Here is a 25,053-nt window from a genome sequence, read left to right on the forward strand (position 1 = left end):
TCAGCCGGGCAAGCCGCTCTTCAACGTCAAAAAATCCCGCCTGCTTCATGATCCATACTCCAATCAACGCAAGGAAAATGGAATCACAGAGCAGACCTCAATACCAGAGGGTTTTTCGAACCCTCCAGGTCTATCTAGGTGACATCCATCATTCTGCTCATATATTAGATTGGATTTATCAGATGTCCGAAAAAACGTGGGTCACCAATGATGATTTAGCCAATCTAGTAAAAGCTTTCCTTGATATTTTCGGGCGTGGTGTTTGTGGAGACGGTGCCAATAATACTATCAATCCGGAAGCGGTTTTGTCTCAAAGATATGGCATTGATTTCGATGTATAATTCCAGTCTTCGGAATTAAGCCCGCGCAATATCCAACGGCACCTGGCGGAAGTCATCTTCCGGCCGGGCGCGCTCATGGAAACGGATGTAAGCCTTGGTTGCATCGATGCGGATGCTGTCGGAAATGGCCTGCATCGCGCGCAGCCATTCCTCATCATCGATATTGAGGCGGCGCAGGCTGAGGATCTTGTCCGTGCGGATCTTGCCCTCTTTGCCGACTTCGAACGCATCGGTGACGATGACGCGCAGGTTCTCGTCAGCGCCCTTGGACCAGCGTCCCAGGCAGCTGTCGATCAGCGACTTGGCAGCCTGCAGTTCCGGTCCAAACGAAATGGAATCACCCATCGCGATGGTGATCTTTTTCAGCCCGTCGTAACTGGTCAGCGTGATGTTGCCCTTCTGACCGCCATATGTGGTGCCATACTTCTCGGCAATGAGCGCCAGGACGGTGCGGATGTCCTCGAAGGCTTTTTTGCGAAACCCACTCAGCGCCTTTCGCAGTTCCGCTGCGCCGGTGAACGTCTCGCGCACCAGCTCATCCACCATCAGGTGTTCAGGCTTGACCTTGTCACGGGGCACAAGGCGACCGCCTGAATCCTGCATGTAGCCTTCGGGCACCATCATGCGGCCTCCCGCTGCGCACGCCGCATGTTGGCCGCGCATTCCGCCGCGCGGTCGCTGGCCCAGATCTTCACGCCAGGGCGACGGTCACGGCCCGCAATACGACGATAATGCGCGGCGGCACGCTCCCAGACAGTGACATCCGTTGCGGGCTGGCGCGGCTTGCGGCTCGGCTTCATGAGGCTTCCTTGCTTCACGGGTGAGGGGACCGGCGTGCGTGACGCTACAGGTCCAGAAATTTCCCAGCGCCCGCGCCTTCGCGTGCGTGGCTGTATCGTGTCGTGGTCGCCAGCGATGTGTGGCCCAGCTGCTGCTGCACCACATGCGCTGGCGCACCGTTGTCCTGCATGTGGCTGGCATACGCATGGCGCAGCCAGTGCGCGGAAACCTGCGATGGCAGGCCTGCGCGCTTCGCGGCCCGCTTAACGGAGCGGTGGACCGCATCGACGCTAAGCGGACCGCCATCGTGGCCGGGGACCATCGGCGCTTCTGGCCGACTATCAACACGCAGCGCCACGATCTCCTTCCACACCTTGGCGGGGATCTCGACGGTTCTGTTCTTGCCGCCCTTGCCGAACACATGGGCGACGCCGCCCTGCTGGCGGCGCTTGAGGTCTTTCCACCGGACGGCGCAAAGCTCGGAGATGCGCAGGCCGGTGGCATACAGGACGCGCAGCATGGTCCGCTTGCGCGGGTCCATTTCCCCATCAATGAGGTCGCGCACCTGTTCCTGCGTAAGGATCCGCTCATGCAGGCTGTCGCGCATCTTCGGCACACGGACGGCAGGCCCCACATCGCGGGGCAGCATTTCCATGGCAGCGCCGTAGGACAGCAGCGACTTGACGGCCATCAGCTTCCGCCGTCGCGTGGCGTCCGCTCCCGTCAGGCTGTCGTACCAGCTTTGCAGGTCGGCCGCCGTCACCTGCGCCAGTGGTTTGCCCACATGCGCAAGGAAGGCGCGGACATCGCTTTCATACGCGCGGCGCGTGTTCGCACCACGGTTGTGAAGCCATGTCTTGATCAGCAGATTGTCGGCCGAGTTCTGAGGGGCTTTTGGGGCCTCATCAGTGGACGGCATGGCGCGGTCTCCGCTAACCATATGATTTCGTTATAAAACGGGGTGGTTAAGCCCCCCTGAAATCCGCCAGATAACTGGTGTTATCTTGCGGCTATCAGGCCCCTGCACGGGGTTATCTTGCGGATGCCCGATCCGGTGCTGCCAGATAACTTTGAGTTATCCTTGCGGCTATGGGTCGCGCCAGATGGCGATGCACAGCATGGGCTGCGCCACGATCCATCCCGCCAGAATGAGCAGATCGAAGAACCGAACGATCGGCATTGCGCTAAGCGCATGGATCAGATCAGTCATTATTTGCTGTTTCCATAAACGCCATAGTGTCCCAGCACGACCAACATTATGCTGATGGCAATCACGACGATTGCGAAGGCAACTGCCCACCATACGATGGACGGTAGGTGGCCATGTATTTCCATCGAATGGAGATTCATTTTCACCAGATCCTTGCTATAATCAGGCTTATTCATCCTCTGGTCCGTTCAGGGGGTGGAACAGAAGGCCGTCGGTGTTTGCCCACCGGCGGCCTTTGCTTTTTCAAGCCATGACTTTGTTATCGGGGAAGCAACGCCCGAAAAAGTCTGACTAGGCGTGGCTGAGGAAACATGCCGTTCAGAACAGCCAAAAACGGCAGCTTTCTCAGTGCTAGAAAGTGTTGTGTACCCGGGGGGCGAGTTTACCCCAGCGAAGGCGCGCCAACGCGACGCCCGCGACTGCCCATCATGGGACCGAAGGCCAATGTCGATTTGACCAGGCCGGCGGGAAACCGCTCACTCTGCCGGTCGATTTCTTCCCGTCGGATGGCATTCACGATCGCTGTCACGACAACGGGGGACACGCGGCCCGCAAAACGCTGGGCTTCCCGGGTTACCCACTGGCGATCCCCGCACCGCGCAACTGCATCATGGAACATGACCTGCGACGCCAGTGTCCCGATTCCGATATCTGCCCGATGACGCGGGAACGGTCTCCATTCCAGCGGTACGACCAACATTCGCCGGTTTGTCAGGGTCACGACGATGCCATGCCGGTTTCCACGCATGACAATGTCGCCGCGCGACAGGGTCGGCAGCTGTGATTTCATCTGATGGCTCTATGTTGGGAACGCCCGAGCGGGCATAAAAAAAGCGTGGCGTCCATTCTCTGGACCCACGCATAACGATAGTTTGCCACAATTGACTTAAAAGCGGTGGCACGTCAACCTTTCCATAACGGTCCCGGCATCCCGTCATAATGTTCGGAAAGCTGTTCCAGCAGAAAACACAGCGCGCCTGACGTGTTGCGTTTGTCCTGTTTCAGCCGTGCCGCCATGTCATTGAGGGACAGCCCATCGATCATCAGCAGCACCAGCAGCTGCTCGCCGCGCGCACCGATGCGCTGGCGGATGTAGTCGCGCCGTGCAGCAGATCCCATGCGCCCGATCATGGCGTCATGAATATCACCGCGTTTCGCACCGTGTTCCATTTCCGGATCGGTTCCGCCCAAGGCGCTGATTTCGTAATCGGTTGCCCAGAACTGGGCAGACTGAACCTGCCCTTCGGTAATCGCCTTGGAACGCAGCAGGCCATACAGCCCGGCGCACCGACGCCAGACCTCGACAGGGCGGGATTTCTTGGTGATCTCGACATCCACCAGCGCAAGGTCATGGTGGGCGATACGTGTCTCCGATGGCCGGAAATCGGGACGGTAGGCAGACTGAGCGGGCGACTGTGCCCGACGACGGGAAAGGGCGGCGACTGACACGCGAAGCCTTTCAGTAAGCAGGACTCCCGGCGTCATCGTCTCTTTGCGGAACCTGTGACATCCGGGTCATAGGCAGGATCGATCAGTGGTCGGGAATTGATCGGATTATATCCCCGTTTTGTACACAGGTCAGCAACCGATTCGATTTTTCCCGTTTCCCGCCAGTTTCAGGCGATGCGCGCGACCAGAACCCGCGAAATAATCCACATGGGATCAGGCCGGTACCAGCCGGTTCATCTGCGCCAGCGTATTTTTCCACGACCGGTAATCCGATGGCGTGCCAGGCGCGATGACAAACCGTGCCGCACGGTCATGCATCAGGCGGATATGCCCCTTGCTGGTCAGGCTGCCGCGCCAGCCTTTGGCACGAGCACGTGCGATCAGTTCACGCACGTTCTTGTGCCGCCGCATGTTCATGCCGCCACATCCTGCGGCCGGTAGGCATCCAGATAGGCCTCAAGGGTCAATTCCGTTGGCCTGCCAAGGCTGGCAGCAGTCTGGGCCCATTCCCGCTTGGCGCGGCCGTAGTCGCCCAGTTGCTGCATCAGGTCAGACCATTTGCGCCGGTCCTCGGCCAGATCCGCGCGGGCCTGCTTTTCCCATTCCTCCATGACCGGTGACGGCGGCGGTTCGGGCAGGTCTGCCGCAATCTGGTGCTGGGACCATGCCGCCTGCACGGGCTTGTCGAAACAGCCTGCGTGCTGGGGAACTTCCCGGTTTTCGTGCATGTCAGCCGTGTGATCGGTCACCGCCTGGACAATCACGGCTTCCGGTATGCCCTGTTGGAGCCATTTACGGACCATGCCGATATGCCGGCGCGTGCTGTAGCTGGGGAAGCCTGCTGCCTCCATCACCGCCTTGACCGTCCGATCGACGGCGCCGCGTTCGATAACGGCCTCGGTTTGGGGAAAACCGGTTTCGACAGATTCAGATATAGATGAATTAATATCCTTATCTTTATCTATATCTACGGAAACCGAAGAACCCAGTTTTGAAACCGAACCCCTGGAAACCGAAAACCGATTTGGGTTTTGGTTTCGGTTTTCGGTTTCCAGGGGTTGGCTGGCCGGCACAGACACCATCAGCGGCATGTGGCGCTGACGGACGGCGTCCTCGGCTTTCTGTGCGCGGCGGGCGCGTGCCTGCTCTGGTAATTCACCCTTGCGAGGACGGCCGCCCTTTTCACCATTGATCCGGGCCTTGTAGCCGCGCAGCGTATCGTCCGCAGGAATGGACCCGGCCGCCTGCGCGGCCTCGAACTGGCGCAGGGCCTCGTCCCGCTCGGCACGCCGCCGCGCACGCTCCTGCCGACGGATCTCGCGTTGCAGCAGATGGGGGCTGTACAGCGCGCCATCATCATCCCGTGCGGCAAAGCCCCATTGCTCGATCATGGGCAGCGTGCGGGCCAGCACGTCTGGGCTTTCGCTTATGAAGGTCGCAACCTCGGCATCCGTCAGCATGTGCGTACCGCTGCGCAGCACGATCATCCGGTTGGCCTTGAGGGTATCGAACAGGGAATGCGCCACGCCGCGCGCCTCGGCTGGCATGGTGCGGATCATGGACCACGGCGGCACGGCCCCGGCGTCGAAATCGGCAACTGTGGGCAGTTGTCCTGTCATTTCTGGTCATCCTCCAGCACACCTTTGGCGCATTGGTTCGCCTGCTTCGCCTTTCGCAGAGAGTTTTCCAGAGCGTTGACCAACTCGAGCCAGTCGTGCGGCCACCAGAACAGGCGGATCCAGCCCATGCGGAATGACGGGGGAGGTCCATCATCACGACCAACGCCAAATCGACAGAATTTCAGCTTAAACCACGACATTATCGACCTTCTCGCGCTTGGCGTCGTTCATGGACCAGAGCCATCACCTCATCTGCAAGCGCGTCAGATGAGGCCATGAGTTCGATCAGCGTTGGTGCATCCGGCACGTTCTTCCCCGCCAGCCAGTTCTTGGTGCAGCGCGGCGTGCTGCTGGACGCACGCGCAGCTTTTTCCGCAGCAAAGCGGTGCATGCTGAACGTGTTGCGGATGATTGCTGCCAGTCGCTCACGAATGGCCGCTTTTGGGTTGGGGGCGCTTACCGAGGGAAACATGTTTCCCCAAAAAGACCGATCTTTTCCCACCAGAATCCTCCATGATCTCGATCAGATGCAGATGAGATCAGGAATCGGAAGGAAAGGAGTTTACGGGAAACGGCGCGTGTCCCAGCCATCGCGGGTGAGGGAAGGGACACGCACCACAACAGACCTGACGCGGCAGTCATGCTGACACCTCATTCTGTTCAGGTGCGTCCTGATCCGCAGCCACTGGGGCCGCGAACACACGCACCGCATGTTCACCACACCACACACGACGCACGCATGCTGGCCTGCCGCAGAACGCGGGCCGCACGCCATGGCGCACGGTCCCCTCAATCCACTGGCAGGTTGCACTGCTGGTCATGGCGGTGGGTGAACGACGGGTCATCAGGCAGCCGCGCTGACCGGCGACCACGATACGCAAGGGAAGCCAGCATCGTCGTAATGCACCGCATGAATAATGAAACCCGCATTAAAGACCTTATCGATCTTCGACGAGATATCTTCGGCTGCAGTCTTTACGATAAGGCGAAGGAACAGGCTGTCGCGTCCCTTAAAATGCCAATGGCATATTGGCTCGCCATCAATGACCTTAACGTTTTCCAGACGCAAACCCAGCTGCTGCGCCGCTGCCAGCTTCTGTTCGATCTCACGTTTTTCGCTCTCGATGTCGTAAGCGAGGTCAGCTGTTGCTTTGTCCTGGACACTCTCGGTCGGCTTCGTTGCAGCCTGTGTCACCTTCATATCCAGCAACGGTTCATTATCAAGCGTGCCCAGACCGGCATTGAGACCGACAACCGGCTCAGATGCGCCATCGCCCATGTCCGTGTCGTCATCCATCGACGGCGCTTCGCCAGTCATGATGTAATCACCGAACATAGCCGCATGCGCGATTACGTCCTCGGCATCATAATTGTAGCAGGCCGCATCGGCATGCCGGATGGCCATGGCCAGGCACGCCGCGCGCCTGTTCTGGGGATGCGTCCAGTAGTCAGATTTTTTACCCATAGGGGCGATGTCCTATCGCGAAAGTTGAGGGAAACAGGTCACGCACCGGCTCGACCGCGTAAGCGGGAGCACTCGGTGCGTAGGTCTGGCCTGCGGGCGCATGACCGCCCTTACGGGCCGGTCGATTGTCCGACCGGCCCGCTTGGCCCACCATGGTTGTTGCAACACACACCATGGAGGAACTCGTGCACCCAAAACCCATGCTTATGCGGGCAGGACAATGCCCGCGCTGATTGGCATAATAATCGTGCTGCTGGTCGGCACATGGATATGGGGGAAGATAGAAGACACCTATCACGCGACCATCGGAAAAATGATGAGTGGCGATAATTTGTCGTTGATTCTGCTGGTTGCGTTTTGCGCTACCGTACCAGTGTGCCTGTGCATCAGCATGTTTGGGCGGCGCAAACGTACTGAGACCAATAGCGCACCCAGCGACCATTCCCAAAGCGCAGCAGTCCATACCCAGAAACTGCCCCAGCACGCCAAACTGGGGCGGTACACTGACGGAGTTGTCGACGATCTCGCAATCGGCGCAGGCGGCAAGGACAGCATCCGCATTCCCCTGCACATCAGCTATTTGGGCGGCAGCGGAACACCGACGGACCGCAACATAGATGTCCTGTCTTACACGTTGGGGTGGACGCCGACGCACGCGGTCGTGCCGCTGTATCTGACAGCCTTCTGCCACCTGCGGAATGCGCAGCGCATGTTTCGCGCCGACCGCATCCTTGACGCCTACGATCCCGAAACAGGGGAGGAAATACAGGACTTGCGCACGTATCTCGACGAAAAAGCCCCGCTGTGTCCGCGTGAGCCCAAATATGCCGGTGATGACATCGAACCGCCTAACAGTCGCCGTCGGGAACCATCCCGCGACACGATCCTGATCCCGATTTCTCCATGTAATGTCATGGTGGATTACGAGGATCAGAACGGACCGGAAACGTGCGTCGGAACTGTTGAATCGTTCACCTACGTCGTCAATCAGCGCGTGACCGTGGTGGTCGATATCAATATCCGACGCGCCTTTGACCAGAAAATGCAGGTCATCAAATACCGACAGGTCACATCCGCGACTGATCCCGCCAGCGGCAACGCCATTCCCAGTCTGGGTGAATGGCTCTGGTCGCATCGTATCCGTTAACCATCCAAAACCAGAGGCAAAAGATGGCAATCCGTGAAGTGCATTCCCTGAAATACACACGCCTGTTCGATGAGCAGATCCAGAAATGGTATTTTCTGGTGAAGGCCGTAGTCGTGATCCGGGAAGCGAATGCGACCAGCCTTCCTGCTTATCCAAGCGAGATCGTGACCAAGATGAAATTCCGGGTCTATGCATTGCCCGAAAAGAGCAGCATGAACGATCCGATACCGTGGCTATCAGCGATTCTGCGCATGAGTGCGGCGTAATCGGAAAGTGGGCAACATGGGTTTGCTCGCTCATGCTGCCCCCCGGTGCTCTGGCATCACGGGACAAGTTGCGGTCGGATCAAAGAAATCCGGGCGTATTCTTGCCCGGGAGATGCCAAAGACAGCCTCAATCTGGATCGCCCGGTGAGGAGGGACGTTCCCTTTTTCCCACTTATGCCAAGTCGAAAAATGGACACCCAAACGTGTCGCGGCTTCCTCCAACGTCAACCCGAGCTCTTTGCGGATATCTTTAAGCATCATGCTTCGTTTAGCGCATAAAGCTAAATTGCGGTCAAGCGAATTTCGCTAATAGCCCGATAGGAGGTAAGCAGTGAATCAGAACATCCTGCGGCTATGAGCAAACGTAAGCGAACCGTTCATTATCGCATGCCCCACTTGCGTGCATGGCGAGAGAGTAAGGGGCTATCACGCCAAGCTGTTGCTAACAGGATAGGAGAAATTCGCCTTGATCTGGCGGGTATGGACCAAGCCACAATCGCAAAATGGGAAAGTGGTGAGACCGCCGTGAAGGTAGAAGATCTTGAGCTTTTGGCGCAGGTTTATGGCGTAACAGCAGACCGACTTTTTTTTGCGCCAGGGGATGCACGTTTGCCAGAATGGATGAAGCGCGCATACGAAGTGTTTAGTGAGAAAAGCCCCGAGGCTGTAGAGGCTTGGTTGGAAATGGGCAAAAACTTATCGAGGCGGGACGTCCAGTCAGAATGAATTAGCGTTTTACGCTAAAAATATCTGGACAGATTTTAGCGCGTAAAGCTAACTACCTCCATCGCCACCCGCGATGGAGGTTTTTATGTCTACCGATTCTGATTTATCCCCGTCGGACACCCCGAAGCGTTTCGTTTGGAAAGGCTCAGGGCCGGCGTCTCATCTGAAACTTGACTTCGGCATCGGCATGATGTCGTCCGCACGCAATCTGCGCATACAGTTGGAAGCCGGTCGCGTCCTTGATGATGACATCCAGTCCGCTGCCTCCAATTGCCGGCAGCAGCGGGCCTATGACCTGCTGGACCTGCTCGATGTGCTCATGATCGGTGCGGAGACCATCACACTTGCCGATATCCTGAAGATTGACGCCGCACGCGACCGGCTGCTGGTCGCCTATGTCGCTGAAGCGATCGTCAGGGAAGCCGATATTTCCGAAGTGACGGATCATACCGATGCATAGGCGCACAACAGTTGTTATGCTCGCGCCCGTTCAGGAGAAGTCGCATGGCAGAGCAGTCGAATACAATCGACGTTGGAGAAGTCAGAACAAACGGCTTACGGCTCTGGTGCGCCAAAGAGGCGTTGCGTCAGGCGGAAAAACGGATCGATGCCGAGCTGGATGCGCTAGGCAAGTTTATGAACCGTGCAATTTCCTGCATCGGGTGGTCCATCACATTGACTGCTGCCCTGCTTGCCGCGGCCGTTCAGTATCACTCGTGGGTACTGTTTATCGCAGCGGTTGCCGCTTTTCTGGCAGCCTTGATAAGTGTTCCGATTATTCGGCCACGCAAATGGGGACAGCCGGGGGACAACGCAGGCTACATCATGTCCATGCCGTATCAAACCGAATTGGAGATGACCGAAAATCTTGCGGCACGTGCAGAGACAACCACCAAGCAGAACGAACAGATATTAAGCCGAATGGCAAAATATCTGTTCATTTCTTCGCTGCTTCTTATCGCATCAGTTTTGTTGGCAGCGCCAAAAGCGATAATGCTGGTTCACACTATTTCTTAACGGGCGGTTCATGGTTTACCTGTCCCGGTGGTCGTCCTGATGGCTGGACGGGTGGACGAGCAGGTGCAGGCTGTTGTGCCATAGGTTTCCTCATCGAGTCGTTGAACAGCCCGATGATGGAAGGCGCGGGGAAGGCTGACAACAGCCTTCCCCGATTGCCTGTTGCCCATATTTTTCCGTCAGGGGCAGGCGCATGAGCGGCGACCTGACCCGCATCGAGCCGCCGGAAAAGGTCATCAGTCTGGACACCATGCGGTGGCAGCCGCTTGGCCCCGGCGCAGCCGTGGTATTCTCCGCGCAGGATGAAACCCGTGCCCGGGCAATCATCGCGGACATCCAGCAGCAGTGTCTGGATGGTGATGGCCCATTCCGGCAGCGCCTGCTGGAACTGCACCGCGTTGGCCTGGCCCTCGACCTGATCCGGCTGCTCAGCAAGAATTTTGCCGGGCGTGGGACGGTCACCGTGCTGGAATTCGTCGAAGTGAAGCGTGCATGGGATGCCCTGCAGGCCTCGGTTCTTGCCGAAAAAATCAGAGAGGCGGGGGACGGACAATGACCCTTCCGCTTCCCACGATCGCCCCCAGCGAGGTGCGTGACCTGCAGACCGCGGTCCTGCGCCGGCAGGAATGTGAACGCCAGCTGCGCCTGGCGCTGTGCACCCACCCCGCTCCCGGCATTGTCCTCACCCACGCTGAACGCTGGCGCATCCGCCAGTGCATGGCGCTGCTGATCCAGGCCATGGATGCCGAGGACATCATTGCCCACCAGATCGGCTGCCACCGCGTGGCCAGCCACGTACCGAACGACAAGGAAGCTGCGGCATGACCGACATTTTCCGCCCCATGGCGCCGCGCGATCTGGCATCGCGCTCGACCCTGACCAATCAGTCCGTCGCCATGAACCTGCTGCACCAGCACAACCGCTTCATGGTCGATGCCGAGCAGGCCAAAGCCGAAGGCATCGAGCAGGCCTGCCGCCACGCCACCAGTCAGGCCGATGCCCGCTGGATGGACATGGAAAGCCTGCTGCTGCGCGCAGCCCCCATCGACAACGCCAGTGGCGAGATCGAAGCCACCATTTTCGCCGCGCGCCGGAAGGCGGGGAAGGTGCGGACATGAGGCTTTGTAACTTGGAAACTGTGATGCAACTGCGTCAGCAATATCGGGATGCAGTGCGGGCGTTCGATGAGGTCGCCAGATTGCCCAGATGCTTTTTCCCGTTGGGCACATCTTCTGGCTATGGATCCAGCATAGCCAAGCTGCGCGGGGCTGACGTGCTTCCGCTGCTAGGGAAAAATGCGGCACGTATAGCGGTCGATCTGCTCGACATGGGGATCGATATGCAGGGCGACATCAGTGAACATCTGACGCCGTATATTCTGGCCATCAAAGATGAGAAAACGGCTGACAGCGGGGGGAAGCAGGCATGATCCGACTTCCCGAGCACGTGCGCCATAACCTGCCGACGGCGCAGGAAGTCGGTGCCCATGTGCTGCTGTGCTGCGTGGTGTGGGGATGTCTGGGGCTGATCATTCTGGAGTGCCTGCCATGAAGACAGTCCACATCGGCATGCGCCAGAAGGTGCTGGACGCCCACCGCGACGCCATCCGCTACACCCATGCGCCTGCTGTCCCGGCCACGACCGTGCGCCGCTTCATGCCCGGCCTGAAACGGCAGAGCCACGTCACGCGGATCCTCAATGACCTGGTCCGCAGCGGCATGCTGGCCAAGTCGGGATATCAGGAGCGTGGTCGCTTCATCACGACCTACTGCATGCTTGGGAAAGCGGGAGCGGTCGAATGAAACAGCCCACCAAATTCAAGCGCATCACCGCCGCAACCATCAAGGCCCGATGGAAAAAGAAAGCACGCGCCCTCACTCAGCCCCAGCGACAGCAGGCGCTCGATATGTTGCGTGCGGGAAAATCAGTAAAGGCCATAAAGGAAACGTTGAACGTAGACCTTGATACCGTTCTGGGCATCGTTGAACTGTGCACCGTCAAGACCGTGATTACTTCGCTGAAGGAGGTTGCCCCGTGAGTACCATTCCCAGCGAAGTCGTAGAAGCCGGAGCACGTGCGCTGTGCGAATCATACAATGACCCGCGTGGTCCCGACGCTATGGTCGAGACCATCCGTGGCGGTGCATTGGTGCCCAACTTGCATAACTATCGCCGGGCAGCCGCCAACGTCCTGATCGCGGCCGCCTACGCATCCAAAGGACTGAAACCGCATGCCCTGAACGATCAGGCGCATCCGTGCCTGCGCGGTCTCCGGTTCGGGCAGGAGATCTATGACGTGGAAATCTACGGCGACGGGACCGGTCAGTACCTTGGCCAAGTGGTCGAAAGCGGTAGCCCCTGCCGGATTGTATTCCGTGGGCCGCTGGTCAGGGAAGGGAATGTGAAGCTGATCCGTGCGCGTGGCGTGCAGGCTTGGATGACAGAGGAACAGAAGGACGTCACGGCATGAAGGACGCATCGCGCCTGCCATATTGGCCGCGTGCCATGAGCGAGGAACTGGCGGCCGCGTATGCCGGCGGCATCAGCGTCACAACGCTGCGGCGAGAGGTGGCCGAAGGCAATGCGCCCAAGCCCCATCATATCTCTGGTCGCCGGGTCGTCTGGTTCATTGAAGAACTGGATGCCTGGATGGACCGGATCAAGGGGCAGACTGTCTCAGATCAGCCCGAAAAGAAGCAGACAACAAATTCATGGGCTGCTGCGGCTGCAGCGGCAGGGAAGACCAGTGGCCAACGTCGTTCTACCTTACGTTAATACCTATCAGGCCCGTCGCAAAAAATACGCTTATTACCGTCGGCATGGTGTTCGCCTGCGGATCGCGGGCGAGATAGGCAGCCCCGAGTTTCTGAAATCCTATCAGGAAATCCATAACCGTTTTGAGCAAAGCGAAAGGCCTCGGCCGGGCATTATTCCCGGCAGCCTGGCCGAACTGATAGCCCGTTATCGGGGAACACCAGAATGGACGCAGCTCAAGCCCAGCACGCGGAAGGACTATGAAAAGTTTCTCCAGCCGCTGGAGGACGATTTCGGCATGGCGCTGGTGTCTGAACTGGACAGGGCAGCCGTAAGGCTGGTCCGCGATCGCTACGCTTTCCGCCCCGGCCGGAAAGAAGGGGATGATCCGATTCCAAGCCCGCGTCGTGCCAACAAGACAGTATCGATGCTTTCGATCCTGATGAGCTACGCCATCGAGATCGGCATGCGTTCCGATAACCCGGCCCTTCGTCCCAAACGGCTCAAGACCGGTCCGGGATATCGCGCATGGACGCGTGAGGAAATTCAGACCTTCCTGCGGGAAAAGCCGCAGTTTCGGCTGCCCCTTCTGCTTGCGCTAGGTACGGGGCAACGCGGGATCGACCAGATTGCCATGACCTGGAGCGCCTTTGATGGGGACGTGATCGAGGTCGTGCAGGAAAAGACGGGCGCAAAGGTATGGATACCCTGCCATCCCGAACTGAAAATCGTCCTTGAACGGGAACTGACGCTTCGGACCGCGGATACCATCCTGACATACATACCGGGCAGGCCGTGGGAACTAGGACAGTTTCAATCCGCTGTCAGTAAGGCAATCCGGTCTGCCGGGCTGAAAGGAATCGTGTGGCATGGCCTGCGGGCGACAGCGGCGTCATGGTTGGCGGAAATGGGATGCACGGAACGGGAAATCATGGCGATCACAGGACACACTACGGCCGCATCTGTAAGCGCATATGTGCGTCATGCCGAGCAGAAAACCCGCGCGGTGAATGCCATCGCCAAGCTCTCCAATCGCGCCCTGGAGCAGCAGCAGGAAAAGAGGGGAGTGACTAACATTTTCAAACAGGGGAGAAAAAGTGACTAACAACCATACCGGCCCAGCCGTAGAAAAGTTGTCTAAGTCCTTGAGGATAAACCCTAACGTGATGGTAGCGGTGGACGGATTTGAACCGCCGACCAAGGGATTATGATTCCCCTGCTCTACCGCTGAGCTACACCGCCATCGCGTTAGGATGAGTGCGAAATACCCGCGCTTATGGGGGAAGTCAACCCGCGTTTTGGGCACCTGCATGAAAAAGCGCAAAAAGTCGCCTGATTTGTCAGGCTCAGTCGTTAGGGGGTAAAAGTGTCCGCTCACCCCATGGCACGCACACAACCCGAAAAGGCTGCGTATCCTTTGTGAGAACTGAATTCCTTAGATTTCTGACTGCCCTGCGCCTGATGTTCGGCTGGTTGCCCGGCCTGCTGTCTTCCATCCTCATGCTCTGCGTGGCGGGTCTGGCTGCTGAAATGTTCAGCCGATTCATCACGAAACTGATCCTGCGCATTCCGGGACAGAAGCGTGGGGCTTTCATACGCTCCTTCACCATGGCCATGCAGCGCCCCGTGCGCATCATGCTGGTGCTTCTTTTCGTGGGCACGGCGCTGCCGGTTTCGGGGCTGCCTTATTCAATCATGCAGGTCGCCACCCATACGCTGGTGGTGCTGTTCGTGCTGATGCTGGGTTATGCGGCGGTTGTCGCCACCCGTATCCTGTCCGACGCCTATCTCAGGCGGATCAATGGCAAGGATGACAAGGACGACATCCTGCTACGCACGCACATGACTCAGGTGCGCGTCCTGCGCCGCACGACGGATCTGCTGATCGGACTGCTGACCATCGGTGCTGCGCTGATGACGTTCGAGCCGGTACGGCAATATGGCCTCAGCCTGTTCGCTTCCGCCGGTGCGGCATCGCTGGTTGTCGGTCTGGCCGCGCGCCCGCTGCTGACCAACCTGTTCGCGGGCATGCAGATCGCCATGACCCAGCCCATCCGTATGGAAGACCTCATCATCATCAACGGGGACTGGGCGTGGGTGGAGGAAATCACCTCAACCTACGTCGTGCTGCGTGTGTGGGACTGGCGGCGGCATATCGTGCCGATTTCCTATTTTCTGGAAAATACATTCCAGAACTGGACCCATAATTCCGCGGCATTGATCGGGGTTGTGTTCATCTATGTGGATTTTAACGCGCCGATGGACCGGATACGGGCACGGCTGCGTGAAATCGTGCATTCCGCCCCCTTGTGGGATGGCAAGGAATTCGCCGTTCAGGTTTCCGACTGCAACGCCCATGTCATGACGATCCGTGTGATCGCAAGCGCGCGTTCCGCCATGCAGAGCTGGGACCTGCGCTGTGAAATCCGCGAACAGATCCTTGCCTTCCTGCGCGATGAATGCCCCGAAGCCCTGCCGCGTGACCGGCTTTCGCACGTCGCATCCGCATCGGGGCTGGATATGATGGGTGATCCGGCCATGCTGTCACCACCCATCTCACGCCCGCCGCCGGGCGCCTATATGGGGCCGCGTAATGGTATGAGCGGCGGTATGGGATCGACCGATGGCGGGCAGGGGCATGGCTGACCCCCACCGGCCGGTTATGGGTCAGGACAGGTAAAGGAACGCCGCCGCGCCGGCGCCAATGCAGTACCAGCCGAAGGGGCGTAGCGCCCAGTCCTCATGTTCGCGGAAATAACGCATCAGGATGCCGGTGCAGACCAGTGCGACGACAGCGGCGACGATCGCGGCGATAACGGCCACGTGCATCTGTCCCGGCAGGGGCGGGGCATGCCGCAGTTTCAGCGCTTCAAGCACGGTGGCGGCCAGAATGACCGGCTGCGCCATGAGAAAGGCGAAGCGCGCCGCGTTTTCATGCGACAGGCCGCGCAGCAGCCCGCCTGCGATGCATGCCCCCGAACGCGACAGGCCGGGAAAGAATGCCAGACACTGGAACAGCCCGATGACCACGGCTTCCCCAAATCCCAGTGAAGCAAGGGGGCGATCGCTTTCGGGCAGCAGGTTTTCGCGCATCCGGTCTACCAGCAGCAGCATGACGCCATTGAGTGCCAGGAAAACCGCTGCGTAACGCGCCGTGCCGAACAGGCTGCGGATGGCATGTTCGAACAGGCCGCCAATCAGCACCGCCGGAATGGTGGCCACGATCAGCAGTGCAAGGATACGGATGCTGTCCATCTGGATGGTGACGCCGTAGCGGCCGGTTGTACCGGTAAACAGCGCCACCCAGTCGCGCCAGAAAAATACCAGCAGTGCGACGCATGTGCCCAGATGCAGCATGACCAGCAGGGGCAGGAACATTTCCCCGTGCAGGTCCACCGGCCATTTCAGGATGGCGGGCACGATGGCCGCGTGGCCAAGGCTGCTTATGGGGAACTGTTCGGTAGCCCCCTGAATGATCGCTATAATAATTGCCTGAAGGAGTGTCATTGTCCGCTCGTCCATGACGCAGTAGGATGAAAAAAGAAGGTACGGCGTAGCGCCGGTCCCACCTTGTCCCGCATTGCGGCGGATTTCAGGATGGTACGGGGCCGCATCGGGCAGGGGGCCAGCATGGCACGGGAAAGAAGTGGCGCGATCATATCCAGCGGGCTTGTCCTTCTGGTTGCGGGAGGATTCTGTTTTTATGCCCGTGCATCGCAAAGTGGCGGATACCATGACCGCTACCCCGTAACCGCGCGTTTCGTGTCGGCTAACGGGCTGTCCGTGGGCGCGGATGTCGCCATGGATGGTGTGCCAGTGGGCCGGGTTACCTCCATCATGTTAGACCCGACGACTTATATGGCCAATGTGGGTTTCACGGTGGACCGTACATTGTCCCTGCCTGAAGATACAAGCATTTCAATCGGTAGCCCCACCCTTACCGCCGATAACGCCCTGATGATCGAAGCCGGGCATGCGACCACCATGCTCCGCCCCGGCGCCGTGATTACCAATACGCGCGAACCGGTCAGTCTGGAGCAGCAGGTCAGCAATTATATTTTCGGCAATGGCGGCCTGCCCACGGACTGACCGGGGCAGGCGATCGGCTTTCAGTCGTTCAGGGGGTAACTGGCCATCAGCCTGCGCTGGCGCAGCCAGCTCCGCAGCATGGTCATCGCGCCGCTGCTTTTCCAGCCATCGCGCCGTTTGCGCGCGCCGATGCGGAAAGTCTCGCGGTAGTGCATGAACTGCGTGGCGTAAGCATCGCGCAGGGTGGTGCGCGCATCCCATATATGGGTGGCTTCGGAACCCACGCCATTGATTTCGATGATCTGGAAATCTTCCCCCCGGCGCAGGGCGGCAAGGCTCTGCGCCTTGGCATCGATGCGGCCGAAGTGGAAATCGGGAATGTCGCGCATGATGGTGTTGACGCGCGCGACAAGGGCCGGGGTGATGTCCACCGCCCGGTCGTGGAAAATCGAACCCTTGCAGTGATTGCCCGCGAATACCAGTGGCAGGGACTGACCCAGGGGCAGAACGTCGCGCAGGCGGTCCTTCAGACGGGGCAGGTAGATATGCGGCACGAGCCGGGTGCGGGCATCGGCGTGGATCAGTTCCTCCACCGTGGAATGGCCATCGCCGGTCAGGTGCGGCACCTCCTTGTAGGTGAGGGAGGTAATGCGGCCCTCCGCCTCGTCAGGGTGGCGGATATAGAACAGCCCGACTTCATGCCCGTAGGGGATCAGGTGCTGGAGCATGACCGCCACATTGCGGCCAAAGGCGGCAAGCCCGGTGCGCAGGCTGTCCACGTCGCGCATGATCCGCACGCCCGTTCCGTTGCAGCCGATATCGGGCTTGAGCACGACGGGAAATGACAGACCGGCCTTTTCCATGGCGTCGAGCGCGCGGGGCAGGTCGTTGTCGCCAGTGGTCAGCACGGCGTAGGGGGCGATCCACTCGCGCGCTACATCGCCCGCCATGTCAAGGATGGAGCTTTTGCTTTCACCGCACAGCCCGCCGGTTTCGATGCGCGGATTGGCGGCGGTGGGCAGGCTGAAATCCCGGTACCACAGTCCCAGCACGATCCAGTACAGGACGACCGGCGTGTAGAAGATCCACCCCGGCCAGAACTCGAAAGCCGACACGGTGGGGGCGGCTGCTGGTGACGGCGGCCGGTGGTCAAGGGTGGTGGTCATGTCGGTCATCGGGTCTCATTGCTCTGCAAACGTGCGATCATGCGGCTGATCAGGAAAATGGTCAGGACAAAACCGGCCATGCCCGCCCATTTCCATGTTCCCAGATGGTCAATCAGGAACTGTCCCACGCGTAGCGAGACCAGAAAAAGCAGGGATGTCCATATCAGGGTTGCGAGGACCGCGGCGATACAGAACAGTCCGAACCGGGCGCGAAAGAAACCACATGCCGTATAAAGCGGCAAGCGTGCGCCGGGCACGAAGCGGCTTATGAACACGATGCGGAACACGTTGCGGTCGAACCAGCGGCCTTCCTGCACGTGATCGGGCAATGTGATCCACCGTCGCGCCGGGGGCCACAGCGCGGCCAGACGGCCCATGCCATAAAGCCCCATGTCCCCCACCACGATGCCGATATACAGCGCGACCAGCGCCACCATGATATCGACATGCCCGGTGCGCACCTGCATGGCGGTCAGGATTGTCGCCGCATCCTCCAGTATAAAGGTACCGACAATGATCGCCATCGCCTGCACGAAGGGGGAGGCACCGGCGGCGGCCAGACAGGACATCAGGTATGTTGGCATACAGGCTGTTTCAGTACATCCGGCGGGGATGGAAGGGAAAAACCGTAACCACGTAACACAAGCCCTTCGGTCGGCCCGTCAGGCGGGCAGGGAAATACAGGCCATAAGGCCAACGCATGAACTGCTGTTGGCGTTCTTGTGGCATGCTTCGTCCATGGCCACAAACCGGAAATTATGTCGCGTATTGTATCACGCCTTATCCGATCTGCTTATCAGTGATTGAAACGGGCGGAACGGCGTGGCACAGCATCGGGTATGCTCGTACGTCGTCGCCTTCTTCATGTTGCCGCCGCCTCCCTCGCCGGGGCGGGTGCGTCGTGGCTGCTGCCCGCCCATGCGGCACATCCGCATGCGGGCGCGAAAGCGGCGGCGGTGCCGGGGGATTACGCCAGTTTTGTCGCAGGCATCAGGCGTGATGCGATTCGGCAGGGACTGACGGCGGATGCCGTAACCCAGGCGCTTGCCCTGACCACGCCCAACATGCAGGTGATCCAGCGCGACCGGAACCAGCCCGAATTCCACCTGACATGGGCGCAGTACCGCAGCCGTGTGCTGACACAGCGCAAGATAGATGACGGACGCGCCGCCTTCGCCGCCCAACGCGCCGTGATGGAGCAGCAGGTCCTGACCCGTTACGACGTGTCGCCGGGCGCGGTTATGGGGATATGGGGGCTGGAATCGGCCTATGGTACGCTGACCGGCAGGTTCGACGTGGTCGATGCGCTGTGCACCCTTGCCTATGAAGGGCGGCGGGCGAAGTTCTTCCGCGATGAACTGTTCCATGCGCTGGCCATCCTCAATGCGGGTGATGTCGCACCGGGGGACATGACCGGCAGTTACGCGGGTGCCATGGGCCAGCCACAGTTCATGCCAGGCGCCTACCTGAAATACGCCGTGGATATTGATGGCGACGGGCGACGCGACATCTGGCATTCGATGCCTGACATATTCGGTTCCATCGCCAGCTACCTTGCCGGTTCCGGCTGGGTGGGGGGCGAAAGCTGGGGGCAGCAGGTCACGATGCCCGACAGCGTGCCGCAAGCCATACTGGGCCATGCCCGTATCCGTACACTGGCGGAATGGACGGCAATGGGCGTGCGCCAGATCGGTGGCGCGCCCTTCGCCCAGCCCGACATGACGGGCGCCGTGCTGCGCCCGGACGGGCCGGGGGGCGAAGCCTTCATGGTCTATCGTAATTTCGCCGCGATCCGTCGCTATAATCCATCTGATTTCTATGCGCTGGCCGTTGGCCTGCTGGGGAACGAAATCGCGTGACGGGCACCGTCACCCCGACCGGCGGTCCGCGCCCGGTCGGTACCTACCGGACCAAGGATGCAATGCACACCCGACGTTTCCTTCTGGCTGGGGCAACCAGCCTTCTTGTATCCACCACGGCGCTGGCCGCCCCGGCACGTCGTCGCCATGCGGCCCCACACGCAGTTGATGGCGCGACGCAGGCCTCAGCCGTGCCATCCACCCCGGCGAACAGCCTGATCGGTCCCATCGACACGATCGCGCGCTGGGCGTGCATTGTCGATTACACCACCGGGGCGGTGATACTGGAAAAGGCGGCTGATGAACGGATGCCGCCATCCTCGCTGACCAAGATGATGACGGCCTATGTGGTGTTCGGCATGCTGCATGCGGGCAGGCTGACTCTGGAGCAGACGCTTCCGGTCAGCGAGAAGGCATGGCGGATGCAGGGCTCGAAAATGTTCGTGCCGCTGAACGGAACCGTCACGGTCGCCGAACTGATTCAGGGCATGGTGATCCAGTCCGGTAACGATGCCTGCATCGTGCTGGCCGAAGGCATTGCCGGATCGGAGGACCAGTTCGTCAGCCTGATGAACGCGCAGGCGGCCCAGTTGGGCATGACCAACAGCCACTTCCTGAACGCGACGGGCTGGCCGATGGACGGGCATTACATGTCCGCGCGCGATGTGGCGACGATCGCCATGCACCTGATCCACGACTTTCCGGAATATTATCATTTCTTTTCGGAAAAAAGTTTCCAGTTCAACAAGATCACGCAGGAAAACCGCAATGCGCTGGTGGTCAAGGGCATTGCGGACGGCCTGAAGACCGGCCACACGGACGCAGGTGGATTCGGCCTGTGCGCCAGCGCCGAGCGTGGCGGCAACCGTGTCGTCATGGCGCTTAATGGCCTGCCCAGCAGCAACGCCCGCGCGCAGGAAGGCGAACGGCTGTTTGAATGGTCCTTCGTCAATTTTGAAAACGCGACGCTGATCCATAAGGGCGTGGCCATGGACAACGCGCCCGTATGGCTGGGGCAGACGGCGACCGTGCCGCTGGTGGCCACAAGGGACGTGACGCTGACCCTGCCGCATGGCTGGCAGAACAGGGTGCATGTCAGCATGGATTACAGCAGCCCCATTCCTGCCCCGGTCATGGCGGGGCAGCAGGTGGGCGAACTGGTCATCGCCAATACCGGGCTGGCTGAAATCCGCGTGCCGCTGGTCGCAGGCGCCAGCGTGCCCCGGCTTGGGCTTATGGGGCGGGCCACGGCGGTTCTGGGCCAGAAGCTGGGACGGGGCTAGGCATGTCCGGCCTGTTCATTACGTTTGAAGGAGGGGAAGGCGCGGGCAAGTCCACGCAGGCGGGCCTTCTGGCCGGTTTCCTGCGCGCGGCGGGGCATGAGGTGGAGCTTACGCGCGAACCCGGCGGCACGCCGGGGGCGGAGGCGCTGCGTGATTTCCTGCTGTTCGGTGGCCATGACCTGTGCGCCCGGGCGGAGGTGCTGGCCCATTTCGCCGCCCGGGCCGATCATGTCGAACGGCGCATCCTGCCTGCCCTGCAACAGGGGCGGATCGTCATCTGTGACCGCTTTACCGATTCAACCGAAGCCTATCAGGGCTATGGGTTGAGCCATGCCGATCCTGCCATGCTGGACATGATCGCCCGTCTGCGCGCGCTCATTCCGGTCGTGCCGGATCTGACCTTCGTGCTGCAGGTGCCTGCCGCCATCGCCCATGCCCGCATGGCGCAGCGTGGCAGCGACCGCACGGATCGGTATGAAGCGCTGGATACCGCTTTTCACGCCCGCGTGGCGCAGGGGTTTGACGCGGTGGCCAGCCGTGACGGCACGCGCTGCCGCCGCATTGATGCAAGTGGTGCGGTGGACGGGGTGCAGGCAGCGCTTCGCGCGGAACTGGAGCCTTTCCTTGCGGGTATGGCGGGCAGGGCTGGCAATGGATGATCCCCGCGCCTGCCGTCGCCTGATCGGGCATGACGCGGCATGGCAGGAGTTTCTTGCGGTCATAAGGTCGGGCCGGTTGCACCACGCATGGTTGCTGACGGGGCCGGAGGGGATCGGCAAGACCACCATGGCCTTCATGATGGCCCGTGTGCTGCTGGGCGCGGAAGATCATGACAGCGCCGTGGGCCGCCGGGTCACGGCTGGCACGCATGCCGATCTGCTGGTGGTGGCGCGCGGGATGGACGATCGCCGTCACCGCCAGCGGCGCGAGATCGTGGGCGATGACGTGCGTCCCATTTCAGCCTTCCTGCGCCGCACCGCAGCCGAGGGCGGCTGGCGCGTGGTGATCGTGGATGGTGCGGAATACATGAACCGCACGGCGGCCAACGCCATCCTCAAGATCCTTGAGGAACCGCCCGAACGCGCCATCCTGATCCTGACCTGCTCCGTGCCGGGGCGTCTGCTGCCCACGATACGCAGCCGGTGCAGGGTGCTGGGCCTGTCCCCGCTGGATGACGCAGCCATGCGCACCGTGTTCGCCGGGCGCACGGGGGGCCCCGATGCGGGCAGTCTGGCCACTATCCTGCCGCAGGCCCGTGGCGCGCCGGGCAGGGCGCTGGCGCTGCTTGATGGTGAGGGGGATGTGCTGGCCGGCCTTGTCGCGCGCGTCATGGAAGGTGAAGGGGGCGAGGCGGCAGGCTATGATATTGCCGAACAGGTCACAAAACGGGAAAATGGCTTTTCCGTCTTTTTCGATCTGCTGTGTAATGCCATATCTGAAAAGACGCGCGCGCTGGCCTGCAATCCCGGCCCCGCGCGCATGAGTGACCTTCGCCCGGCCCGCCTGGCCCTGCTGTGGCAGGAAATGGTACGGCTGCGTGCGGAAACCGAACAATTCAATCTGGATAAACAGCAGGCGGTCCTAACGGCGCTTGCGCGGGTGAGTGAAACATGACACGGCGCTACTACGTCACAACACCAATCTATTACGTGAACGGGGCGCCACATATCGGCCACGCCTACACATCCGTCGCAGCCGACGTGATCGCGCGTTTCAAGCGGCTGGCGGGTTTTGATGTCTTTTTCCTGACCGGCACGGATGAACACGGGCAGAAGGTGGAACAGGCCGCGCAGACGGCGGGCATGGAACCGATTGCGTTTGCGGACCGCGTGGCGGCCGATTTCCGCGATATGTACGATACGATGGCCATCTCCTACGATGATTTCATCCGTACGACCGAACCCCGCCATGCCGAAGGGGCATCCGCCCTGTGGAAGCGGCTGGAAGAAAACGGCCATATCTATCTTGATGCGTATGAAGGCTGGTACGCGCTGCGTGACGAATGTTTCTACGGCGAAGACGAACTGGTCGATGGTCCCGATGGCAGGAAGGTGGCCCCCACCGGCGCTGCCGTGGAATGGGTGCGCGAACCGTCATACTTCTTCCGCCTGTCGGCCTTTGGCGACAGATTGCTGGAACTGTATGAAAACCGTCCCGGCTTCATCGAACCGCAGAGCCGCCGTAACGAGGTCGCAAGCTTCGTGCGTCAGGGCCTGCGTGACCTGTCCATAAGCCGTACCAGCTTCAACTGGGGCATTCCCGTTCCGGGTGACCCGAAGCATGTGATGTATGTGTGGGTGGATGCGCTGGCCAACTACCTGTCCGCCCTTGGCTTTCCGGATGAAAAAGGGCCGCGATGGGATTTCTGGCCCGCCAACCTGCATCTGGTGGGCAAGGACATCCTGCGCTTCCATGCCATCTACTGGCCCGCGCTGCTGATGGGGGCGGGGCTTGAGCTGCCTGAGCGTGTGTTCTCCCATGGCTGGTGGACCATCGAAGGCCAGAAGATGAGCAAGTCGCTGGGCAACGTGGTGGACCCGCGTGACCTTGTTAAGACCTTCGGCCTCGACCCGATCCGCTTCTTCCTGATGCGGGAGATGCCCTTTGGCGGGGACAGTGATCTCAGCCGTCGGGCCATCGTCTCGCGCATGAATGTGGAACTGGCGAATGATCTGGGGAACCTTGCACAGCGCACGCTGTCGCAGATCGCGCGCAACTGTGAAGGGGTGCTGCCCCCGCAGGGCGCCCACACGGCAGAAGATACCGCCCTGCTGGCCCCGGCAAGCCTGCTGCCGCAGATCATGCATGAACAGATCGACCGTCAGGCCCTGACCGATGCGCTGGAGGAGGTGTGGAAGGTCATCCGCGCCTGTAACGCCTATATCGACCATCAGGCCCCGTGGAAGCTGAAGAAGACAGATGCCGCGCGCATGGCGGACGTGCTGCGCGTGCTGGCTGATGCGTTGCGGATTATCGCCACCGTGCTTCAGCCCTACATGCCCGGCAGCATGGACCGGATGCTGACCCAGCTTGGCGTGGAAGCCGGGGAACGTGATTTCGCGGCCCTCGATACGCCGCTGCCTGGTGGCCGGGTGCTGCCCGCGCCGCAGGGCATCTTCCCCCGCTTTGTCGAACCGGAGGCCACATGACCCGTACGGGACTGACTGACTCCCACTGTCATCTCGACCATTTTTCTGACGGGGAACTGCCCGAAATCCTGGCCCGCACGCAACAGGCCGGGGTGGATGGCATGGTCACCATCGGCACGCGTCTGTCGCGCGCGCAGCAGCAGAAGAAACTGGCGACGCTGGATCAGCCCGACCTGCGGGTGTGGTGCACCATCGGTACCCATCCCGACCATGTGACGGAAGAAGACCTGCCCGACGCCGCCACCATCGCCGCCATGGCGGATGATCCCTGCGTGGTGGGAATCGGGGAAAGCGGGCTGGACTATTTCCACGGTCAGGCCGATGTCCGCCCGCTGCAGCACGAAAGCTTCCGCGTCCATATCGACGCCGCGCGCAGGACCGGCCTGCCGCTGGTGATCCATACGCGTGAGGCTGATGAGGACACGCTGGCGATCCTGCGCGATGAGACGACGCGCAACGGTGCTTTCCCGTTCCTGATCCACTGCTTTTCGTCGGGGCCGGAACTGGCGCGTGGGGCGCTGGAACTGGGGGGATATATCAGCTTCTCGGGTATTGCGACGTTCAATCGTGCGCAGTCCGTGCGCGACGTGGCGAAAGACGTGCCAGCCGACCGGCTGCTGGTGGAAACCGATTCGCCATACCTTGCTCCCGTGCCCCGGCGTGGCAAGCGTAACGAGCCGGGTTATGTCGCCTATACCGCCCGCGTTCTGGCGGAACTGCGCGGGATGGAAGATGCGGCGTTTGCCGAAATGACCACGGCCAATTTCAGCCGTCTGTTCACTCAGGCGGTTTGA

At 60.4% G+C, this 25,053-nt stretch carries 40 protein-coding genes and 1 tRNA gene; 23 read left to right on the top strand and 18 right to left on the bottom strand.

What is annotated here, in order from left to right:
• Positions 1-341, top strand: a 341-nt coding sequence (locus tag ACBR42_RS12930) for a hypothetical protein (RefSeq protein WP_371208278.1), incomplete at its 5' end; no start/stop codon positions are given.
• Positions 342-356: 15 nt separating this feature from the next.
• Here ACBR42_RS12930 and ACBR42_RS12935 read toward each other — a convergent pair.
• The 13 genes from ACBR42_RS12935 to ACBR42_RS12995 form a co-directional block, all read right to left on the bottom strand.
• Positions 357-965: a DUF3164 family protein gene (locus tag ACBR42_RS12935; RefSeq protein ID WP_019085779.1), complete on the bottom strand. Its 609-nt coding sequence runs from the start codon at positions 963-965 to the stop codon at positions 357-359.
• The gene (locus tag ACBR42_RS12940) at positions 962-1,141 is read right to left on the bottom strand and encodes a hypothetical protein (RefSeq protein WP_019085778.1); all 180 of its coding nucleotides are present in this window, start codon (positions 1,139-1,141) and stop codon (positions 962-964) included. Before ACBR42_RS12940 ends, ACBR42_RS12935 begins: the two co-directional genes overlap by 4 nt.
• Positions 1,142-1,185: 44 nt before the next feature.
• Entirely contained in the window at positions 1,186-2,061 is an 876-nt protein-coding gene (locus ACBR42_RS12945; protein ID WP_371208279.1) for a tyrosine-type recombinase/integrase, read from the bottom strand.
• A 147-nt stretch (positions 2,062-2,208) separates the two neighbouring features.
• The gene (locus ACBR42_RS12950) at positions 2,209-2,331 is read right to left on the bottom strand and encodes a hypothetical protein (protein ID WP_371208280.1); all 123 of its coding nucleotides are present in this window, start codon (positions 2,329-2,331) and stop codon (positions 2,209-2,211) included.
• A 382-nt stretch (positions 2,332-2,713) separates the two neighbouring features.
• Entirely contained in the window at positions 2,714-3,121 is a 408-nt protein-coding gene (locus ACBR42_RS12955) for a hypothetical protein (RefSeq protein ID WP_371208281.1), read from the bottom strand.
• Between the two features lie 113 nt (positions 3,122-3,234).
• Positions 3,235-3,780 carry a hypothetical protein gene (locus ACBR42_RS12960; RefSeq protein WP_371208282.1) on the bottom strand — a complete coding sequence of 182 codons (546 nt, stop codon included), beginning with the start codon at positions 3,778-3,780 and terminating at the stop codon, positions 3,235-3,237.
• Positions 3,781-3,993: 213 nt separating this feature from the next.
• A complete protein-coding gene (locus ACBR42_RS12965) occupies positions 3,994-4,197 on the bottom strand; it encodes a hypothetical protein (RefSeq protein WP_371208283.1) in 204 nt (67 codons plus the stop codon).
• Positions 4,194-5,399, bottom strand: a complete 1,206-nt coding sequence (locus ACBR42_RS12970) for a hypothetical protein (RefSeq protein WP_371208284.1) — start codon at positions 5,397-5,399, stop codon at positions 4,194-4,196. Before ACBR42_RS12970 ends, ACBR42_RS12965 begins: the two co-directional genes overlap by 4 nt.
• The gene (locus ACBR42_RS12975; RefSeq protein WP_371208285.1) at positions 5,396-5,599 is read right to left on the bottom strand and encodes a hypothetical protein; all 204 of its coding nucleotides are present in this window, start codon (positions 5,597-5,599) and stop codon (positions 5,396-5,398) included. Before ACBR42_RS12975 ends, ACBR42_RS12970 begins: the two co-directional genes overlap by 4 nt.
• Positions 5,599-5,871: a hypothetical protein gene (locus ACBR42_RS12980; protein WP_141260432.1), complete on the bottom strand. Its 273-nt coding sequence runs from the start codon at positions 5,869-5,871 to the stop codon at positions 5,599-5,601. Before ACBR42_RS12980 ends, ACBR42_RS12975 begins: the two co-directional genes overlap by 1 nt.
• Before the next feature lie 166 nt (positions 5,872-6,037).
• Positions 6,038-6,244, bottom strand: coding sequence for a hypothetical protein (locus ACBR42_RS12985; protein WP_371208286.1), 207 nt, complete (start codon positions 6,242-6,244; stop codon positions 6,038-6,040).
• Complete coding sequence (locus ACBR42_RS12990) at positions 6,244-6,864, bottom strand: hypothetical protein (RefSeq protein WP_371208287.1); 621 nt, start codon at positions 6,862-6,864, stop codon at positions 6,244-6,246. Before ACBR42_RS12990 ends, ACBR42_RS12985 begins: the two co-directional genes overlap by 1 nt.
• Entirely contained in the window at positions 6,857-7,039 is a 183-nt protein-coding gene (locus tag ACBR42_RS12995; RefSeq protein WP_371208288.1) for a hypothetical protein, read from the bottom strand. Before ACBR42_RS12995 ends, ACBR42_RS12990 begins: the two co-directional genes overlap by 8 nt.
• A 45-nt stretch (positions 7,040-7,084) precedes the next feature.
• On the opposite strand from ACBR42_RS12995, the gene ACBR42_RS13000 reads away from it, so the two are divergent.
• Positions 7,085-8,011 carry a hypothetical protein gene (locus tag ACBR42_RS13000; protein ID WP_371208289.1) on the top strand — a complete coding sequence of 309 codons (927 nt, stop codon included), beginning with the start codon at positions 7,085-7,087 and terminating at the stop codon, positions 8,009-8,011.
• 23 nt (positions 8,012-8,034) lie between these two features.
• Entirely contained in the window at positions 8,035-8,277 is a 243-nt protein-coding gene (locus tag ACBR42_RS13005) for a hypothetical protein (protein WP_371208290.1), read from the top strand.
• A 30-nt stretch (positions 8,278-8,307) separates the two neighbouring features.
• Here the strand turns inward: ACBR42_RS13005 and ACBR42_RS13010 are convergent, their stop codons facing one another.
• Entirely contained in the window at positions 8,308-8,538 is a 231-nt protein-coding gene (locus ACBR42_RS13010; RefSeq protein WP_141260425.1) for a helix-turn-helix transcriptional regulator, read from the bottom strand.
• Between the two features lie 93 nt (positions 8,539-8,631).
• Here ACBR42_RS13010 and ACBR42_RS13015 point away from each other — a divergent pair, with 93 nt between their 5' ends.
• From ACBR42_RS13015 to ACBR42_RS13070, 12 genes are all read left to right on the top strand, one after another.
• Positions 8,632-9,003: a helix-turn-helix domain-containing protein gene (locus ACBR42_RS13015; protein ID WP_141260424.1), complete on the top strand. Its 372-nt coding sequence runs from the start codon at positions 8,632-8,634 to the stop codon at positions 9,001-9,003.
• Between the two features lie 187 nt (positions 9,004-9,190).
• Entirely contained in the window at positions 9,191-9,463 is a 273-nt protein-coding gene (locus tag ACBR42_RS13020) for a hypothetical protein (protein ID WP_371208291.1), read from the top strand.
• Between the two features lie 44 nt (positions 9,464-9,507).
• Positions 9,508-10,020 carry a hypothetical protein gene (locus ACBR42_RS13025; RefSeq protein ID WP_371208292.1) on the top strand — a complete coding sequence of 171 codons (513 nt, stop codon included), beginning with the start codon at positions 9,508-9,510 and terminating at the stop codon, positions 10,018-10,020.
• A gap of 193 nt (positions 10,021-10,213) precedes the next feature.
• On the top strand, positions 10,214-10,576 hold the full coding sequence (locus ACBR42_RS13030) for a hypothetical protein (RefSeq protein ID WP_371208293.1): 363 nt from the start codon (positions 10,214-10,216) through the stop codon (positions 10,574-10,576).
• A complete protein-coding gene (locus tag ACBR42_RS13035) occupies positions 10,573-10,845 on the top strand; it encodes a hypothetical protein (protein WP_371208294.1) in 273 nt (90 codons plus the stop codon). Before ACBR42_RS13030 ends, ACBR42_RS13035 begins: the two co-directional genes overlap by 4 nt.
• The gene (locus tag ACBR42_RS13040; RefSeq protein ID WP_371208295.1) at positions 10,842-11,138 is read left to right on the top strand and encodes a hypothetical protein; all 297 of its coding nucleotides are present in this window, start codon (positions 10,842-10,844) and stop codon (positions 11,136-11,138) included. Before ACBR42_RS13035 ends, ACBR42_RS13040 begins: the two co-directional genes overlap by 4 nt.
• Before the next feature lie 23 nt (positions 11,139-11,161).
• A complete protein-coding gene (locus ACBR42_RS13045; RefSeq protein WP_371208296.1) occupies positions 11,162-11,449 on the top strand; it encodes a hypothetical protein in 288 nt (95 codons plus the stop codon).
• On the top strand, positions 11,446-11,571 hold the full coding sequence (locus ACBR42_RS13050) for a hypothetical protein (RefSeq protein WP_371208297.1): 126 nt from the start codon (positions 11,446-11,448) through the stop codon (positions 11,569-11,571). Before ACBR42_RS13045 ends, ACBR42_RS13050 begins: the two co-directional genes overlap by 4 nt.
• A complete protein-coding gene (locus ACBR42_RS13055; RefSeq protein WP_371208298.1) occupies positions 11,568-11,822 on the top strand; it encodes a hypothetical protein in 255 nt (84 codons plus the stop codon). The genes ACBR42_RS13050 and ACBR42_RS13055 overlap by 4 nt, the downstream gene beginning before the upstream one ends.
• Positions 11,819-12,058 carry a hypothetical protein gene (locus ACBR42_RS13060; RefSeq protein WP_371208299.1) on the top strand — a complete coding sequence of 80 codons (240 nt, stop codon included), beginning with the start codon at positions 11,819-11,821 and terminating at the stop codon, positions 12,056-12,058. The genes ACBR42_RS13055 and ACBR42_RS13060 overlap by 4 nt, the downstream gene beginning before the upstream one ends.
• The gene (locus ACBR42_RS13065) at positions 12,055-12,489 is read left to right on the top strand and encodes a hypothetical protein (protein ID WP_371208300.1); all 435 of its coding nucleotides are present in this window, start codon (positions 12,055-12,057) and stop codon (positions 12,487-12,489) included. The genes ACBR42_RS13060 and ACBR42_RS13065 overlap by 4 nt, the downstream gene beginning before the upstream one ends.
• A gap of 60 nt (positions 12,490-12,549) precedes the next feature.
• A complete protein-coding gene (locus tag ACBR42_RS13070) occupies positions 12,550-13,878 on the top strand; it encodes a tyrosine-type recombinase/integrase (protein ID WP_371208301.1) in 1,329 nt (442 codons plus the stop codon).
• A gap of 62 nt (positions 13,879-13,940) precedes the next feature.
• Here the strand turns inward: ACBR42_RS13070 and ACBR42_RS13075 are convergent.
• Positions 13,941-14,015 (bottom strand) — tRNA-Met (locus tag ACBR42_RS13075).
• Positions 14,016-14,192: 177 nt separating this feature from the next.
• Between ACBR42_RS13075 and ACBR42_RS13080 the strand changes: the two genes are divergently transcribed.
• Positions 14,193-15,419: a mechanosensitive ion channel family protein gene (locus ACBR42_RS13080; protein ID WP_102323453.1), complete on the top strand. Its 1,227-nt coding sequence runs from the start codon at positions 14,193-14,195 to the stop codon at positions 15,417-15,419.
• 21 nt (positions 15,420-15,440) lie between these two features.
• On the opposite strand, the gene ACBR42_RS13085 is transcribed toward ACBR42_RS13080, so the two are convergent.
• Positions 15,441-16,280, bottom strand: coding sequence for an undecaprenyl-diphosphate phosphatase (locus tag ACBR42_RS13085; RefSeq protein WP_102323454.1), 840 nt, complete (start codon positions 16,278-16,280; stop codon positions 15,441-15,443).
• 90 nt (positions 16,281-16,370) lie between these two features.
• Here ACBR42_RS13085 and ACBR42_RS13090 point away from each other — a divergent pair, with 90 nt between their 5' ends.
• Positions 16,371-16,862 carry an MlaD family protein gene (locus ACBR42_RS13090; RefSeq protein WP_243705302.1) on the top strand — a complete coding sequence of 164 codons (492 nt, stop codon included), beginning with the start codon at positions 16,371-16,373 and terminating at the stop codon, positions 16,860-16,862.
• Between the two features lie 20 nt (positions 16,863-16,882).
• On the opposite strand, the gene ACBR42_RS13095 is transcribed toward ACBR42_RS13090, so the two are convergent.
• Entirely contained in the window at positions 16,883-17,977 is a 1,095-nt protein-coding gene (locus ACBR42_RS13095; protein WP_102323455.1) for a D-alanine--D-alanine ligase, read from the bottom strand.
• The gene (locus ACBR42_RS13100; RefSeq protein WP_110547973.1) at positions 17,974-18,552 is read right to left on the bottom strand and encodes a DedA family protein; all 579 of its coding nucleotides are present in this window, start codon (positions 18,550-18,552) and stop codon (positions 17,974-17,976) included. The genes ACBR42_RS13095 and ACBR42_RS13100 overlap by 4 nt, the downstream gene beginning before the upstream one ends.
• Before the next feature lie 255 nt (positions 18,553-18,807).
• Between ACBR42_RS13100 and ACBR42_RS13105 the strand changes: the two genes are divergently transcribed.
• The 6 genes from ACBR42_RS13105 to ACBR42_RS13130 are packed head-to-tail and all read left to right on the top strand — an operon-like array spanning position 18,808 to position 25,053.
• A complete protein-coding gene (locus tag ACBR42_RS13105; protein WP_118963107.1) occupies positions 18,808-19,827 on the top strand; it encodes a lytic transglycosylase domain-containing protein in 1,020 nt (339 codons plus the stop codon).
• Complete coding sequence (locus ACBR42_RS13110; RefSeq protein WP_371208302.1) at positions 19,824-21,110, top strand: D-alanyl-D-alanine carboxypeptidase family protein; 1,287 nt, start codon at positions 19,824-19,826, stop codon at positions 21,108-21,110. Before ACBR42_RS13105 ends, ACBR42_RS13110 begins: the two co-directional genes overlap by 4 nt.
• 2 nt (positions 21,111-21,112) lie before the next feature.
• A complete protein-coding gene (gene tmk / locus ACBR42_RS13115; protein WP_371208303.1) occupies positions 21,113-21,769 on the top strand; it encodes a dTMP kinase in 657 nt (218 codons plus the stop codon).
• Positions 21,762-22,724: a DNA polymerase III subunit delta' gene (locus tag ACBR42_RS13120; RefSeq protein ID WP_102323459.1), complete on the top strand. Its 963-nt coding sequence runs from the start codon at positions 21,762-21,764 to the stop codon at positions 22,722-22,724. Before tmk ends, ACBR42_RS13120 begins: the two co-directional genes overlap by 8 nt.
• Complete coding sequence (gene metG, locus ACBR42_RS13125) at positions 22,721-24,259, top strand: methionine--tRNA ligase (protein WP_102323460.1); 1,539 nt, start codon at positions 22,721-22,723, stop codon at positions 24,257-24,259. Before ACBR42_RS13120 ends, metG begins: the two co-directional genes overlap by 4 nt.
• Entirely contained in the window at positions 24,256-25,053 is a 798-nt protein-coding gene (locus ACBR42_RS13130; RefSeq protein ID WP_110547977.1) for a TatD family hydrolase, read from the top strand. Before metG ends, ACBR42_RS13130 begins: the two co-directional genes overlap by 4 nt.

It is taken from the genome of Komagataeibacter sp. SM21 (assembly GCF_041402665.1).
Lineage (GTDB): Bacteria > Pseudomonadota > Alphaproteobacteria > Acetobacterales > Acetobacteraceae > Komagataeibacter > Komagataeibacter saccharivorans.

Coding starts and splice junctions, on each gene's coding strand:
- ACBR42_RS12985 (WP_371208286.1), bottom strand. CDS start 6,244: ATGACCCGTCGTTCACCCACCGCCATGACCAGCAGTGCAACCTGCCAG.
- ACBR42_RS13010 (WP_141260425.1), bottom strand. CDS start 8,538: ATGATGCTTAAAGATATCCGCAAAGAGCTCGGGTTGACGTTGGAGGAA.
- ACBR42_RS12980 (WP_141260432.1), bottom strand. CDS start 5,871: ATGTTTCCCTCGGTAAGCGCCCCCAACCCAAAAGCGGCCATTCGTGAG.
- ACBR42_RS12975 (WP_371208285.1), bottom strand. CDS start 5,599: ATGTCGTGGTTTAAGCTGAAATTCTGTCGATTTGGCGTTGGTCGTGAT.
- ACBR42_RS13120 (WP_102323459.1), top strand. CDS start 21,762: ATGGATGATCCCCGCGCCTGCCGTCGCCTGATCGGGCATGACGCGGCA.
- ACBR42_RS13100 (WP_110547973.1), bottom strand. CDS start 18,552: ATGCCAACATACCTGATGTCCTGTCTGGCCGCCGCCGGTGCCTCCCCC.
- ACBR42_RS12950 (WP_371208280.1), bottom strand. CDS start 2,331: ATGACTGATCTGATCCATGCGCTTAGCGCAATGCCGATCGTTCGGTTC.
- ACBR42_RS13130 (WP_110547977.1), top strand. CDS start 24,256: ATGACCCGTACGGGACTGACTGACTCCCACTGTCATCTCGACCATTTT.
- ACBR42_RS13085 (WP_102323454.1), bottom strand. CDS start 16,280: ATGACACTCCTTCAGGCAATTATTATAGCGATCATTCAGGGGGCTACC.
- ACBR42_RS13070 (WP_371208301.1), top strand. CDS start 12,550: ATGCCGGCGGCATCAGCGTCACAACGCTGCGGCGAGAGGTGGCCGAAG.
- ACBR42_RS13055 (WP_371208298.1), top strand. CDS start 11,568: ATGAAGACAGTCCACATCGGCATGCGCCAGAAGGTGCTGGACGCCCAC.
- ACBR42_RS13015 (WP_141260424.1), top strand. CDS start 8,632: ATGAGCAAACGTAAGCGAACCGTTCATTATCGCATGCCCCACTTGCGT.
- ACBR42_RS12965 (WP_371208283.1), bottom strand. CDS start 4,197: ATGAACATGCGGCGGCACAAGAACGTGCGTGAACTGATCGCACGTGCT.
- ACBR42_RS12955 (WP_371208281.1), bottom strand. CDS start 3,121: ATGAAATCACAGCTGCCGACCCTGTCGCGCGGCGACATTGTCATGCGT.
- ACBR42_RS13030 (WP_371208293.1), top strand. CDS start 10,214: ATGAGCGGCGACCTGACCCGCATCGAGCCGCCGGAAAAGGTCATCAGT.
- metG (WP_102323460.1), top strand. CDS start 22,721: ATGACACGGCGCTACTACGTCACAACACCAATCTATTACGTGAACGGG.
- ACBR42_RS12990 (WP_371208287.1), bottom strand. CDS start 6,864: ATGGGTAAAAAATCTGACTACTGGACGCATCCCCAGAACAGGCGCGCG.
- ACBR42_RS13040 (WP_371208295.1), top strand. CDS start 10,842: ATGACCGACATTTTCCGCCCCATGGCGCCGCGCGATCTGGCATCGCGC.
- ACBR42_RS12995 (WP_371208288.1), bottom strand. CDS start 7,039: ATGGTGTGTGTTGCAACAACCATGGTGGGCCAAGCGGGCCGGTCGGAC.
- ACBR42_RS12940 (WP_019085778.1), bottom strand. CDS start 1,141: ATGAAGCCGAGCCGCAAGCCGCGCCAGCCCGCAACGGATGTCACTGTC.
- ACBR42_RS13050 (WP_371208297.1), top strand. CDS start 11,446: ATGATCCGACTTCCCGAGCACGTGCGCCATAACCTGCCGACGGCGCAG.
- ACBR42_RS13035 (WP_371208294.1), top strand. CDS start 10,573: ATGACCCTTCCGCTTCCCACGATCGCCCCCAGCGAGGTGCGTGACCTG.
- ACBR42_RS13020 (WP_371208291.1), top strand. CDS start 9,191: ATGATGTCGTCCGCACGCAATCTGCGCATACAGTTGGAAGCCGGTCGC.
- ACBR42_RS12935 (WP_019085779.1), bottom strand. CDS start 965: ATGATGGTGCCCGAAGGCTACATGCAGGATTCAGGCGGTCGCCTTGTG.
- ACBR42_RS13060 (WP_371208299.1), top strand. CDS start 11,819: ATGAAACAGCCCACCAAATTCAAGCGCATCACCGCCGCAACCATCAAG.
- ACBR42_RS13090 (WP_243705302.1), top strand. CDS start 16,371: ATGGTACGGGGCCGCATCGGGCAGGGGGCCAGCATGGCACGGGAAAGA.
- ACBR42_RS13005 (WP_371208290.1), top strand. CDS start 8,035: ATGGCAATCCGTGAAGTGCATTCCCTGAAATACACACGCCTGTTCGAT.
- ACBR42_RS13045 (WP_371208296.1), top strand. CDS start 11,162: ATGCAACTGCGTCAGCAATATCGGGATGCAGTGCGGGCGTTCGATGAG.
- ACBR42_RS12970 (WP_371208284.1), bottom strand. CDS start 5,399: ATGACAGGACAACTGCCCACAGTTGCCGATTTCGACGCCGGGGCCGTG.
- tmk (WP_371208303.1), top strand. CDS start 21,113: ATGTCCGGCCTGTTCATTACGTTTGAAGGAGGGGAAGGCGCGGGCAAG.
- ACBR42_RS13095 (WP_102323455.1), bottom strand. CDS start 17,977: ATGACCGACATGACCACCACCCTTGACCACCGGCCGCCGTCACCAGCA.
- ACBR42_RS13105 (WP_118963107.1), top strand. CDS start 18,808: ATGCTCGTACGTCGTCGCCTTCTTCATGTTGCCGCCGCCTCCCTCGCC.
- ACBR42_RS13025 (WP_371208292.1), top strand. CDS start 9,508: ATGGCAGAGCAGTCGAATACAATCGACGTTGGAGAAGTCAGAACAAAC.
- ACBR42_RS13000 (WP_371208289.1), top strand. CDS start 7,085: ATGCCCGCGCTGATTGGCATAATAATCGTGCTGCTGGTCGGCACATGG.
- ACBR42_RS12945 (WP_371208279.1), bottom strand. CDS start 2,061: ATGGTTAGCGGAGACCGCGCCATGCCGTCCACTGATGAGGCCCCAAAA.